General features: G+C 66.9%; 10 protein-coding genes and 1 pseudogene. 6 read left to right on the forward strand and 5 right to left on the reverse strand.

Annotation, left to right across the window (positions count from 1 at the left end; translation table 11 throughout):
• Positions 1-21: 21 nt before the first annotated feature.
• The 4 genes from AC1D14_RS14850 to AC1D14_RS14865 form a co-directional block, all read right to left on the reverse strand.
• Positions 22-591 (reverse strand): hypothetical protein, encoded by a 570-nt coding sequence (locus AC1D14_RS14850; RefSeq protein ID WP_230119344.1) that lies wholly within the window; start codon positions 589-591, stop codon positions 22-24.
• A 69-nt stretch (positions 592-660) separates the two neighbouring features.
• Positions 661-1,104, reverse strand: a complete 444-nt coding sequence (locus tag AC1D14_RS14855) for a hypothetical protein (protein WP_230119343.1) — start codon at positions 1,102-1,104, stop codon at positions 661-663.
• An 88-nt stretch (positions 1,105-1,192) separates the two neighbouring features.
• Positions 1,193-2,350: a PheS-related mystery ligase SrmL gene (srmL, locus tag AC1D14_RS14860; RefSeq protein WP_476968700.1), complete on the reverse strand. Its 1,158-nt coding sequence runs from the start codon at positions 2,348-2,350 to the stop codon at positions 1,193-1,195.
• A gap of 205 nt (positions 2,351-2,555) precedes the next feature.
• Positions 2,556-3,116 carry a hypothetical protein gene (locus tag AC1D14_RS14865; RefSeq protein ID WP_476968701.1) on the reverse strand — a complete coding sequence of 187 codons (561 nt, stop codon included), beginning with the start codon at positions 3,114-3,116 and terminating at the stop codon, positions 2,556-2,558.
• A 42-nt stretch (positions 3,117-3,158) separates the two neighbouring features.
• Here AC1D14_RS14865 and AC1D14_RS14870 point away from each other — a divergent pair, with 42 nt between their 5' ends.
• Positions 3,159-4,796, forward strand: coding sequence for a DUF7059 domain-containing protein (locus AC1D14_RS14870; RefSeq protein WP_476968702.1), 1,638 nt, complete (start codon positions 3,159-3,161; stop codon positions 4,794-4,796).
• 93 nt (positions 4,797-4,889) lie between these two features.
• Here AC1D14_RS14870 and AC1D14_RS14875 read toward each other — a convergent pair.
• Positions 4,890-6,197: pseudogene (locus AC1D14_RS14875) on the reverse strand (MFS transporter); the annotation flags it as partial.
• Positions 6,198-6,276: 79 nt separating this feature from the next.
• On the opposite strand from AC1D14_RS14875, the gene AC1D14_RS14880 reads away from it, so the two are divergent.
• The 5 genes from AC1D14_RS14880 (at position 6,277) to proC (ending at position 12,870) form a co-directional block, all read left to right on the forward strand.
• The gene (locus AC1D14_RS14880) at positions 6,277-6,972 is read left to right on the forward strand and encodes an ArsR/SmtB family transcription factor (protein WP_230121456.1); all 696 of its coding nucleotides are present in this window, start codon (positions 6,277-6,279) and stop codon (positions 6,970-6,972) included.
• A gap of 126 nt (positions 6,973-7,098) precedes the next feature.
• Positions 7,099-9,837, forward strand: a complete 2,739-nt coding sequence (topA, locus tag AC1D14_RS14885; protein ID WP_476968703.1) for a type I DNA topoisomerase — start codon at positions 7,099-7,101, stop codon at positions 9,835-9,837.
• Between the two features lie 180 nt (positions 9,838-10,017).
• The gene (locus AC1D14_RS14890) at positions 10,018-10,467 is read left to right on the forward strand and encodes an SseB family protein (RefSeq protein WP_230120997.1); all 450 of its coding nucleotides are present in this window, start codon (positions 10,018-10,020) and stop codon (positions 10,465-10,467) included.
• An 80-nt stretch (positions 10,468-10,547) separates the two neighbouring features.
• Positions 10,548-11,540 carry a Ppx/GppA phosphatase family protein gene (locus AC1D14_RS14895; RefSeq protein ID WP_230120999.1) on the forward strand — a complete coding sequence of 331 codons (993 nt, stop codon included), beginning with the start codon at positions 10,548-10,550 and terminating at the stop codon, positions 11,538-11,540.
• Between the two features lie 496 nt (positions 11,541-12,036).
• Complete coding sequence (gene proC, locus AC1D14_RS14900; RefSeq protein WP_230121007.1) at positions 12,037-12,870, forward strand: pyrroline-5-carboxylate reductase; 834 nt, start codon at positions 12,037-12,039, stop codon at positions 12,868-12,870.
• Positions 12,871-12,967: the final 97 nt, after the last annotated feature.

Consider the following 12,967-nt stretch of genomic DNA (forward strand, 5'->3'; position numbering starts at 1 on the left):
CCGGACGGCCGGAAGCCCCGGTCAGATCCGGCTAACGCGGTAGGCGAAGTTGGCGTCGTCCCTCGCCTCCACGGTCACGTGCAGCACTGAATCCTTCGACACGTGCACCACATTGACCCGTGACGTCCCGCAGCGCAGGCTCAGGTCCACGAGGGCGAACTCGGAGTCGCGCACCGTGAAGCTGACTCTCCGCTCGCTGCGGCAGGCGAGCGTCAGGGAATACGTGCCGCTGGGCAGTTGTCCCGTGGACTCTGTCTTCTCTTCCCCGCCCTCGACAGTCCCGTAGCTGGTGCGGAAAACCTGCCCCTCTGCATCCGGCAGTACCTCCTTCGCCCACGCATCGAGCTCGGCGCCGGCCACGGGCAGGTTCTCCAGCGGGTCCCGCGGCAGCGCCGGATCCGTCACGGCGGGGAAGGTGCCGGCCGGCAGCTCGCCCCGGCCGTCGTCGTAGCTGTATTCGCAGCCGCTCAGAAAGGCACCCGCAGCCAGCGCAAGGGAAAGCACGACGGCGGCTGCCGGGGTCCGCACCAGCGGCACCCGCGGTGCCCGCCTGAAGAGATGATGCACGGAGACCATCCGCACAGAGGGCATACACCGACTTTATGCCCGCCGGTGGCACGAGGCCATAGGCGGAAGCAGCTCCCCGAAAAAGCGCGCCGGCTACTTCGCCGGCACCAACTGATACGCGTAAATCAGCGGGGCGTCAACGCTGGACGCGCTGATCTCCAGCGGCCCCGGCTGGGCTACCGTGATCTTCGTTATCTCGCGGCTGCCGTTGCACGCAGCCCCGGCGTCCACCATGGGCTTCCCCGCCAGCGACACGGCAAAGAACGCCTTCCCTCCGCCTTCGCAGGTCACGGTCAGCGTGTAGCGGCCGGCCGGAACGCTGGCCGCCTCCTGGTTGATCCGGTCCCGGTTGAGGATCTTGCCGGCATCCTCGAGGACCGTGCCGCCGGCAGACGGCAGCGCGGTGGCCTTCCATGCAGGAACGTCGGCGTTTTCAATCGACACAACGGGTGAGCAGGCCGGCACGGCCAGCAGGATGGAGGCAACCGCAGCCGCCCCTGACAGGACACGGAGCATCGAAGAGAAACGTTCAGCCATGCCTCCAACCTACCTGCTGCACGCCCAAGGTTCCGTCCCCTTCAGACGCCTCCGGAGTCAGCCCACCTGGCGGCACCCCTCCGGCCGGTTATCCGGCGATCAGTTCCAGTACTTGGCCCTGATGCAGCGCCAGATAGACGCGGTCGCGGAGCCCGTTGGCCTCCGTGTCGGTGAGCGTCCGGTCCAGAGGCTGCAGCACGAGGCGCAGCAGCACGTTCACCTGGCCGGGCCTGATGTGGAGACGGTCGACGGCGGCCGGCGGCAGCTCCGCCGTCGGCGTCACCGCCCTGACTTCCAAGGCCGCGAGGACATCTGCATCCCTGCCGAGCGCAGCGCGGGCGGCGTCACCCAGGAGTTCGGCGTCGGCGTCGGCCGGGTCGGTGATGACCAGGGAGAGGTCTCGGTTCACACCGGGCATCACCGAAATGGCCCGGTACGGCTGCAGGTCCAGGAGCTGTGACCGGACCGCGGGAATGCCGGACCGCAGAAGGCGGATGTCACCGACGCCTTTGTTCAGCATGAGCGCCCGGTCGAGACCCATCCCCAGAGCCAGTCCGGCCCAGCGCCGCGGGTCAAGGCCGGAACCGCGGAGCACCGGCGCCGCAACCAGGCCGCACTCCGCCAGCTCCAGCCATTCGCGGGTGCCGTCAGGCATGGTGGCCAGCACATCCAGCTGCTGGCCTGCCGCGGTGTAGCTGTGGGTTGACGGCGTCGCACGCCATTGCACATCCGGATTCTCCGCGGCCGGCAGCACAGCTTCCACCACTGCGGCCATCATCGTCTGGAGGTCACCGGCACCCAGGAGTCCGCGGGACTTGATCCGCCACAAATCAACCTGGTGCGGGGCGCCGACGTGAGTGCGGTCTGCCGCGTCGCGCCGGTACACCAGCCCTGGCAGGATGTGCAGCCGGTCGTAGTGGCCCAGTTCCCCGCGGAGCGAGTCCAGGAGCGCCGGAACTCCGGCCGATGTGTGGCTGCGCAGCATCACGGTGGGACTGACGTGGCGGGAGTAGCGCGAATCACGGGTGACGTCTCCAGCCGAATACCCCAGCCGGTCATAGTTGTCCGAGGTGGCCACCAGGGGGCTGGCACGGTGCGTGTCCGAACCGATGTTCCACAGCCGCTCCAGGGCTGTAGTGATGCGGTCGAGCAGCAACTGCATAGCGTGGGGACCTTCCGCCGGGTCGGAGAGATCGCGGAGGGCGAGGGCGGAGTTGAGCTCGGTGGGGGAGAGATACTTTTTCATGACGGGTCCTTCAAATCTGGGGCGGGAGGGGGCGGATTCACCCTCAGCCGCTGCACCGGACGGACCCCGGCTGCTGCAGTTAGTCGCGCGACAGGAAGCCCGTGCGGCCGGAAAGCGGCCGAGGGCTGATAAATCGCTGCTGCAGTTGCATACGGCTATGGTACGCCCGCGGGCCGCCGTCAGGTTCGCGGGCCGGCTGTCCCCGTCAGTGGCCGGAGTGCCGCGGTGCCACAAAAGAGACAAGTCTGTCTGCCTCCCGCAGCGCCTCTGCCATGCCGGCCGAGCTGGCAAAGACCTGCTCGTCCCGGGACTCAAGACGGACGGGGATCAGTTCAGCCCGTGCGGACGGAGCTCGCTCCAAGGAGCCCGGTTCCGAAGGTGGCGTCGCGGGGCCGTGGCCAGCTGGCGCATTCTGCTCCTCCCGCTCAGCGGCCTTTTCCGACAGGGTGAGCGCATCGATCTTGGCACCGCCGATCTTGTCCAGCATCTCGTAGTCCTCCGGGGTGCACAGATCGCTGCCGGCCAAGTGTTTGAGCGCAATGAGGCCTACGACGGCCCTGCTGAAATCGCGGTCCATCGCTAGATCGATAGCCCACTGGGTGCGCTGCCACCACTGGTCCCGGCGGTCCGCTTCACGCCGCTGGGCGAGCGTCCGCCAGCCGATCCAGCCGGCGATGGCAGCCGCCACCAACGTGCTGAGCGGAGTGAATGCCGCCACGTACTGAAGCCATCCTGGATCAGCCGCCGTTGCCTGGGTGCCGAACATGGCCCCACTCTAGTCTTCCGTTCCGACAAATAGACTGGCCCGGTGACCGAATCCAAGCCCTTCACCGCCGGCAACACTCCCGACGCTCCCCGCAGCGACCGCCCCGACCTCCTGAACGCACTCGCCGCGGACCTGCGTGAAGTTGGTTACACGGTGGACGGTGTGGCCGAACTGCTGGGCCCGTCCGCGTACACGGCCCTGAACCGGGACCAGCTCATCCCCGCGCTGATCGTCACCGAAGCAGCTGCCCAGGGCGAGCCGCGCACCGCGGCGCTCGCCGCCGTCGTGCGTTTCTGGCTGCTGGCCGTTCCGCAGGACGTTAAGGTACTCGACGCCGCCCTCCCGCGGACCCGGACGGAGGGTCTGGTAGCGCTCGGGCTGGCGGAGGCTGCGGAGGCTGCGGCGGCCGTGGTTTCGGCTGCGGCGGATCTCCGGCCGTACGGCTGGGACTCGAATGAGGACGGCAGCGGCGGGGCGGAACTCTGGGTGGCCAGCGACCTCGCCGCGCACCAGCGCCCCGGCGTGCTCCGGCACGACCACGTCCTGGGCATCGGGCAGGCCTCCACCACGCTGGTGCAAACCACCATCCGGCGCCACGCGGCCAAGGCCCTGGACCTGGGAACGGGCTGCGGCATCCAGACCTTCCACCTGCTGCACCACAGTGAGCAAGTCACCGCCACCGACATCTCGGAGCGCGCCCTGGCCTTCACACGCTTCAATATCCTGCTCAACGCTGATGCCCTCCACGTGGACCCGGCGCGGCCGGAGGACCGGGTAAGCCTGCTTCGTGGGTCGCTGCTGGAGCCGGTGGCCGGAGAGCTGTTCGACGTCGTGGTGTCCAACCCGCCCTTCGTCATCACGCCGAGGACCACCGGAGAGGCCGCCGGAGACCAGTTCACCTACCGCGACGGCGGCCTGCCGGGGGACGACATCGTGGCGTCACTGGTCAGTTCCCTGCCGGACGTGCTGGCGCCAGGCGGAACAGCCCAGCTTTTGGGCAACTGGGAGATCACGGCGGGGAAGTCATGGGAGGAACGGCCGCAAAGCTGGACCAGCCCGGACACTGACGTGTGGTTCATCCAGCGCGAGCAGGTGGGGCCGGAGCAGTACGCCGAAACCTGGCTGCAGGATGCCTCGGAAAACCGCGACCGGAAGCACTACCAGGTCGCCTACGCCGCCTACCTGGACGACTTCGCGTCGCGGAACGTGGACGGGGTGGGCTTCGGAATGATCTGGCTCCGGCGGCCTGCTGCCGGCACGCGCAGGGTCTATCGGTTCGAGGAGATCACGTATCCGATCGAGCAGCCGGTGGGGCCCCACCTGGGTGCCGCCGTCGGCCGCGCCGACTGGCTGGCAGCCAACGAAATCTCCGCCGCGCACCTCGTGGTGGCGGACGACGTCACCGAGGAACGCCACCAGAGGCCGGGCGCCGAGCACCCTGGCGTCATCCTCCTGCGCCAGGGTGCCGGGCTCCGGCGGACCAACCTGCTGAGCACCGAACTTGCCGGCTTCGTCTCAGCGTGCGACGGCGACCTCTCCGCCGGGCAGATCATCGGCGCCCTTGAGGCCCTGCTGGGCGGGCACGAGGGATTCGACGGCGATGCCTTCCGGGCGCGGCTGCTCACCGACGTGGCGAACCTGGTCCGCGACGGTTTCCTGCTTCCCCTGGAGGGGTTCTAGCCCGGACGGTGGCACGCCCGGTGCTGCACCGCCCGCCGCACCGTCCGGTAGTGCGCCGGGTGCGGCGCCTTTGCCGCCGAAGCGGGGCAGGACGTAGGCCGCCAGCGCCAACGCAACGGCGACGCCCGCTGCGCCCGTGACGAGGAAGCTGGCCCGGATCGGGACCACGGCCCCGAGCAGTCCGCCCAGTGCCAGCGCGGCGATGGACACCGCCCGGGTCAGGCCGCCCACGATGGCCATAGCCTGCCCCCGGCCGCTCTCCGGAACGCGCAGGATGGTGATGGCGGCGAAGCAGGCATTCAACGCGCCGCAGGCCAGGCCCATGGCTGTGTAGGCCGCAAACAGCCAGAGGACGTCCGGAGCGAGCCCCATGATCCCGAGGAACACCGATGTCAGGACCATGGCCGCCAGCAGGATCCGCAGCCTCGACCCTTCGGTGCGGATACGGCCGGCCAGGGCGGCTCCCGCCGCCATGCCCAATCCGAATGCGGCTGCCAGCAGGCCGTACTGGGTTTCCGTGGCGCCGAGTTCGGCGCGGGCCAGGAACACCTCCAGGACATTGGTTGCCTCGCCCACCGTGATGTAGAAGAGGGCACCCAGCACCAGCGCCCAAACGAGGCTGTCCCTGCGGATGAACCGGTACCCGTCAAGGAGCGCAGGTTTCGCCCTGCCGGCCTGCTCAACGGCACCTGCCCTCCTCGTTCCTACCAGGGCCGCGCCCGCGCCCATGGCCACGTAACAGCCGCTCGCCACAGCGAAGACCAGCCCGGTGCCTCCCCAGCCGCTCAGCAGCCCGCCCGCGGCCGGGCCCGCCATCCCGGCAATCATCATCGTCGCCTGCATCGTGCCCAGTGCCCGAGGCGTCCGGTCCTCCCCGACGATCCGGGGCAACAGCGCCTGCCAGGTGGGCCCAGCCACCGCTTGGGCCGCATCCAGCAGGAAAGTCATGGCGAACAGCACGGGGATGCGGATGTCGGAAAACTCCATTCCGACGCCCATAACCGCCACTGCCACCGCGCTGACCACCGATGACCCAACCGCCAGCGTTCTTGAGTCCTTCGTGTCTGCCAGGCGCCCCGTCCACGGGGCAAGGATCACGAGCGGCAGTGCCGAGCACAGAAGATAGCCGGCCACGAGCCACGGGCCGGGAACAGGGGCGCTCCCGCTCGCCGCCGTCTCCTGAAGATGCAGCATGACCGAAACGACGACGGCGCCCATGCCTGCCGTTGCCATGAACCGCGCGCTGCTCGCGATCACGAAGTCACGGTTGCGCCAGAGGGCCTGCGCAGCCGACGCAGAAGAATCAGCCGGGGAAGGGGCCGCGGAGGAAGCCGTGGCAGGCGCACCCTCAGCACGAGAAGCATCAGCCGCATCCGGCGAGCTATGAAGGGTTTCTTTCATAACTGTGAAAGTACTCTTTCAGGATTAGTGATGTCAAGCATTTCTTTCATAACCTGACCGGGCTGGCTAGACTTGGAGGGTGAGTACAGACACGCCCTCGGCGGAGCCCGCCAACAAGACGACTTCCCCCGCCGAGGAGAAGCATCCTAAGCGCAGGCCCCGCCCGGAAAAGAAAGTGGAGATCACCGACCCCAAGGCAATCCGGGCGTTGGCCCATGCTGCCCGGCTGGAAGTCATTTCGGAGCTGTACTCCACCCAGTCCAGCCGCACGGCCACCGAGCTTGCGCAGCAGACTGGCCTCACGCCGAGTGCGATGAGCTACCACCTGAGGGCGTTGCAAAAGTGGGGGATCGTGGTGCCGGCGGAGACCGCGGGGGATGCGCGCGAACGGCGCTGGAAGGCGGCCGGCAGCGACTTCACCATCAACTCGGGCGGCGGGGTGGCCAGCCCCGACTTCGCCGTGGTCGACCTCGAACTGCAGGCATTCCGCCGCCGCGCCAACGCATATGCCAGGACCCGGGACGAGCAGCGGAACAGCGGCGAGTCCGCCGAGCCTTCGATGGCGGTGGTGCTGGCCACTGACCTTTTATACCTGACGCCCGGACAGCGCCGTGAACTCACCGAAAAGGTCTTTGAACTGCTGCGCGACTACGAGCTTGAGGACCCCAATGACGTTCCGCCCGGGGCCGAGCGGATTGCCACCATGTGGTCCATGATTCCGGACGACCGGTCCCCGTCGGGAAGTGGCCGCGATGGTGCCGCCGCCGGCGGTTAATTAGGTTTGCTTGGCAGTGACAGCGGCCACGTGTTTTCCACATGACAGCGCATGATTCTGCAAAATATGGTGAACTAGGCCAATATGGGCTCATCTGCCCGAGCAACCTTTTTCTGTAGGAGCACTGTGCCAAGCAAGGCCAAAACCGGCAAGAAACTCGTGATCGTGGAGTCTCCGGCCAAGAGCAAGACCATCGCCAAGTACCTGGGCGAGGGCTTCATCGTAGAGGCCTCCATCGGTCACATCCGCGACCTGCCGCAGCCTTCCGAACTCCCGGCAGAACTGAAGAAGACCTCCGTGGGCAAGTTCGCCGTCGACGTCGAAAACGGATTCAAGCCGTACTACGTGGTGTCTCCGGACAAGAAGAAAAAGGTGGCCGAACTCAAGGCCCAGCTCAAGGACGCCGACGCTCTCTATCTCGCAACCGATGGGGACCGCGAGGGCGAAGCCATCGCGTGGCACCTGCTGGAGGTCCTCAAACCCAAGGTCCCGGTGTACCGGATGACCTTCGGCGAAATCACCAAGGAAGCGATCCACCGCGCCATGGACAACCTGCGCGACGTCGACGCCGCGCTGGTTGATGCCCAGGAGACCCGCCGCATCCTGGACCGCCTTTACGGCTACGAGATCTCCCCGGTGCTGTGGCGCAAGGTGGCCCGCGGGCTGTCCGCCGGGCGCGTGCAGTCCGTGGTGACCCGCATGGTGGTTGACCGTGAACGGGAACGCATGGCCTTCAAGTCGGCGTCCTACTGGGACCTGACCGGCCAGTTCGGCGCGGACTCCGGCTCGTTCAAAGCCAAGCTCGCCGCGGTTGACGGCGCCAAGGTTGCCACCGGCCGGGACTTTAACGACGCCGGCGAACTCACCTCGCGCAATGCCGCCCACCTCGACGAGGAACTCGCCACGTCGCTCGCGGCCGGGCTCCAGAACGCCGAATTCCGTGTCCGCTCGCTTGACACGAAGCCGTACACCCGCCGTCCCGCGGCCCCGTTCACGACCTCCACGCTCCAGCAGGAAGCCGGGCGCAAGCTCCGGTTCTCCTCCAAGAGCACCATGCAGATCGCCCAGCGCCTGTACGAAAACGGCTACATCACCTATATGCGTACCGACTCCTCGGCGCTGAGCGACGAAGCCGTTACGGCCGCGCGCCGCCAGGCCTCCGAGCTGTACGGCCCCGAGTACATTCCGCAGTCACCGCGCGTCTACACCAGCAAGGCGGCCAACGCGCAGGAAGCCCACGAGGCCATCCGCCCCGCCGGTGACTCGTTCCGCACGCCGGCGCAGGTAGCCAAGCAGCTCTCCGGCGACGAATTCCGGCTCTACGAGCTCATCTGGAAGCGCACCGTCGCCTCCCAGATGGGCGACGCCAAGGGCTCCACGGCCACCATCCGGCTTGGTGCGGTGGCTGTAAGTGGCGCGGCCGAAGGCCGCGACGCCGAGTTCTCGGCGTCCGGGACCGTCATCACCTTCCCCGGCTTCCTCGCCGCCTACGAGGAAGGCAAGGACGAAAGCCGCGGAGACGACGAGTCCGAGGAAGCACGCCGCCTGCCGAACGTGGCCAAGGGCGACGCCCTCACCGCGTCGGAAATCCTGGCCGTAGGCCACGAAACCTCGCCGCCGCCGCGCTTCACCGAAGCGTCGCTGACTGCGGAGCTGGAAAAGAAGGGCATCGGGCGCCCGTCCACGTACGCCTCCACGATCTCCACCATCCAGGACCGCGGCTACGTGCGGAAGCAGGGGTCTGCCCTGGTTCCCAGCTGGATCGCGTTCTCGGTGATCCGTTTGCTTGAACAGCACTTCCACGACTACGTGGACTATGAGTTCACGGCGGACATGGAAGGCGACCTGGATAAGATCGCCAACGGCCAGGCCGTCGGCGCAGCCTGGCTAAAGCACTTCTACTACGGTGAAGACGCCGACCCCGGCCTGTTGAGCATCGTGAACAACCTTGGCGAAATTGACGCCCGTGAAATCAACTCGGTGCCCATCGCCGAGGGCATCACGCTGCGCGTCGGCAAGTTCGGGCCTTACCTCGAAAGCTCCGTGCCCACGGTTGACCCCAAGACCGGCGAAGTCGTCGAGTCCGCCCGTGCCAACGTCCCCGAAGACCTGGCCCCGGACGAGCTCACCGCTGCCAAGGCCATTGAGCTGATGGAGACCGCGGCTCCCGAGGAGCGGGTCCTCGGCGCCGATCCTCACACGGGACACACCGTTGTGGCTAAGAACGGCCGCTACGGCGCCTACGTCACCGAGGTCATTCCGGAGATGACGGAAGAGCAGCTGGCCAACCAGCCGGTGGAGTACTACAAGAACGGCAAGCCCAAACCGCCGAAGAAGCCTGTGAAGGCCAAGCCGCGTACCGGTTCGCTGTTCGCGTCCATGACCGTTGACACCATCACCCTCGATGAGGCTCTTCAGCTCATGAGCCTTCCGCGGGTCCTGGGCCAGGATGCCGAAGGAAATCCGATCACCGTACAGAACGGCCGCTTCGGCCCGTACCTGAAGAAGGGAACGGACTCACGGTCCATCGGCTCTGAAGAGGAAATCTTCACCATCACACTGGAACAGGCTCTGGAGATCTACTCGCAGCCGAAGCAGCGCGGTGCACGCGCGGCCGTGCCGCCGCTGGCGGAGTTCGGCCCGGACCCGGTCTCGGAGAAGAACATCGTGGTGAAGGAAGGCCGTTTCGGCCCGTATATCACTGACGGCGTCACCAACATCACCGTGCCCCGAAGCACCTCACTGGAGGAACTCACTCGGGAACGCGCCGTCGAGCTTTTGGCCGAAAAGCGGGCCAAGGGCCCGGTCAAGCGGACCCCCACCACACGCAAGGCTCCGGCCAAGAAGGCGACAGCTAAGAAGTAACCCTGGCCGCCGGTTGAGCTTGGGGCCACGACCGCAGGGTTCTGACCGAGCTTGCGAGGTTAGGGTGCGGGTGGGGAGCGAAACCTGGGTCTCGGCGCGCTCGACCGGCGGTGGGCCGGGCGGGTGGAGCGGAGGCGGGCCGGAATTGCACCCGGCTCCGCAACGTGATCGAGTAGATACATGACTGAACAGACCGGTACCGCAGACACCACGCCTCTGAACGACCTCGAGGAGAAGCTGGCCCAGGGGGACCGGCAGGACGCCAACCCTGTGGACGTCATCCTGTCGTTCCTCAACAACGAGGTCTACATCATCAGCTCCGACGCCCTCGAAGGCGAAGATTCCCAGGTTGAGCCGCTGGTGCTGGGCAACGCCGAGGGCCAGCCGGTTCTGGCCGTGTTCTCACACCCCAGCCGCGTCGACCCGGAGTACCTCGAGGCGGCCCCGAACGTGCTCGGGACCCAGGGTGCAGCCATCATCGCGAACATCGGCGACGAGCTGGGCATGGTCATCAACCCGGGGGCTGCCTATGGGTTCGAAATCAACCCCGAGGGCATCGCCAACATCAAGCGTGACTTCAAGCGCGCCGATGAGGCTGATACCAACCCCGCCGGCCTCGAAGGCGAATAGCTCCCTTCTGCGTCCGTGCAGGCCAGAAATGTGCCCGAACCGATTGCAGCCTCCGCTGCTCCTCGGGGAATAATGGCAGGATGCGGCTAGGCGTCCTTGATATCGGGTCCAACACTGTCCACCTCCTGCTCGTGGACGCGCACCCCGGCGCGCGCCCCGTGCCCTTCGCTTCCCACAAACGGCCGCTGTCCCTCGTGCAGTATCTCGACGGCGACGGCAACATCACCGACGCCGGGCAGCACGAGCTGACCGAGTTCGTCCTTGAGGCGTGGGAGTTTGCCGCGAGGCATAAGGCCGACGACCTGCTGGCATTCTGTACCTCGGCCATCCGGGAAGCCACCAACGGGCCGGCAGTGCTGGCCCGGGTGAAGCACGAGACCACTGTGACGCTGCAGGAGCTGACAGGCAGCGAGGAAGCATCGATGACGTTCTTTGCCGTCCGCCGCTGGTACGGCTGGGGGGCGGGCACCATCCTGAACCTGGACATCGGCGGGGGGTCCTTCGAGATGGCATCCGGCGAGGATGAGCTCCCGGAGCTTGCCACGTCCGTGCCTCTCGGCGCCAGCCGCCTCACCCGGGACTGGCTGCATGAGGATCCGCCCTCAGCCAGGAGTGTCAAGGACCTCCGGCGCTACATCCGGGCAACCCTCAAGCCCGCGGCCAAGAGCTTCGACGCGGTCGGGAGGGCCAATGTCGTGGCCGGGACGTCCAAGACGTTCCGTTCGCTGGCCAGGATCGCAGGGGCGGCCCCCAGCGGGGCCGGTCCGTATGTCAAGCGCGAGCTGCACGCCACCGACCTCGGACTGTGGGCCCAGCGGATCTCGGCCATGAAGAGCGAGGACAGGCTGCACCTTCCGGGTGTCTCGGAGGCGCGCGCCAACCAGCTCCTCGCGGGCGTGCTGGTGGCTGAAGCTGCCCTTGAGCTGTTCGAATTCAAGAAGATCAAGATCTGCCCGTGGGCCCTGCGGGAAGGCCTCATCCTGCGGCGCCTGGACCAGCTGGTCTTTGACGGCCCGCTGGAGCCTGCTCCGCACGTTGGGACGCAGCAGTCGGAGCCGCTGGCTGCCGGCTGAGCAGCTTTACACGGCAGGGTTGAGCTGCCTGCCCCTAATGGGCTGTCCTGCCCCTTCATGAGCAGCCCCGCCCTTAAACGGTGAAGCGCCGGACGGTTTTGCAAGAGGAGCTGGGGGAACACTCCTGCAACCGACCGGCGCCGCGCCGATCCCGAAGGACCGGCTCCATCACTCGCACCTTGTGAGGCACTTACGACATTAGCGAACGAGAATGTGCGTTCAGGGGGATTTACCTGAAAGGGAGCTGGGAATCCGCGCCACCCTCAGCGCCGGCTTAAAAGCGAAGGCACCGGCGGCCCGCTGCAGGAAAATGGGTAAACCGCTGCAGACCGTCGGTGCCAGGCAAACATCCCCATGCTTGCCTTATCACTCGCACCCTCAATGAGGTACTTCCAAAGTTATGACCCAATGATGTGTGCAGGCTTCAGTGAACATGGGAGCTCGCTGTGAATCCTGCCGGCCTGCATCCGCGGCGGTGAACTGCAATGATGGAGCCATGAGCAACCGAATCGCATTCCTTGGCTGTGGATCAATGAACGAGGCCATCATGGGCGGCCTCCTACACGGCGGCACCGATCCCATGGACGTGGTGGCCACCGTCCGGCGCGCAGAGCGGGCCGCCGAACTGGCGGAACGCCACCACGGCATTACCGCCATCGCCGGTGCAGAGGAGCCTGACAACAACAAACAGGCGGCGAAGGGCTCCGCAGTGGTGCTCCTCGGCGTGAAGCCTGTGGGCATCACCGAGCTTGCCCGCGAAATCAGCGATTCGCTTTCCCCCGACACCATTGTCATCAGCGTGGCTGCGGCTGTCTCGATCGCTCAGCTTGAAGCCGCCCTGCCACAGGGCCAGCCCGTGATCCGGACCATGCCCAACACTCCTGCCAGGCTGGGTCGCGGTGTGGTCTCGGTGTCGGCCGGTACCCACTGCACGCCCGAGCAGCTCCAGAAGGCGAAGGACATCCTCTCCGCGGTGGGCACCGTCGTCGAAATTCCTGAGGAGCAGGTGGATGCCCTCTCGGCCATCAGCGGCTCAGGCCCTGCATACGCCTTCTACCTCGCGGAGGCCATGGCGGCTGCCGGCGTCGAGCTCGGCCTTGACGAGGAACTTTCGCTGCTGCTGGCCCGCGAGACCGTGGCGGGCGCGGGACTCATGCTGGCAGAACCCGGCGCCGAGCCGTCCGCACTGCGCAAGGCCGTGACCAGCCCCAACGGCACCACCGAACGCGCCATCGCCACCTTCGATGAAAAGGGCATGCCGGCCATCATCGCGGCCGGGGCCCGAGCCGCGGCGGACCGGGCCGCCGAGATGACCAAGCAGCTCGGCTAGGCCAAGCAGCTCGGCTAAGCCGGCAGCACACACCCGCGGCCACGCACCGCGGCAGCAGAAATGCACAAACCCGGGCACCACGGTGCCCGGGTTTGTG

Source organism: Arthrobacter sp. P1_B11 (assembly GCF_056406715.1).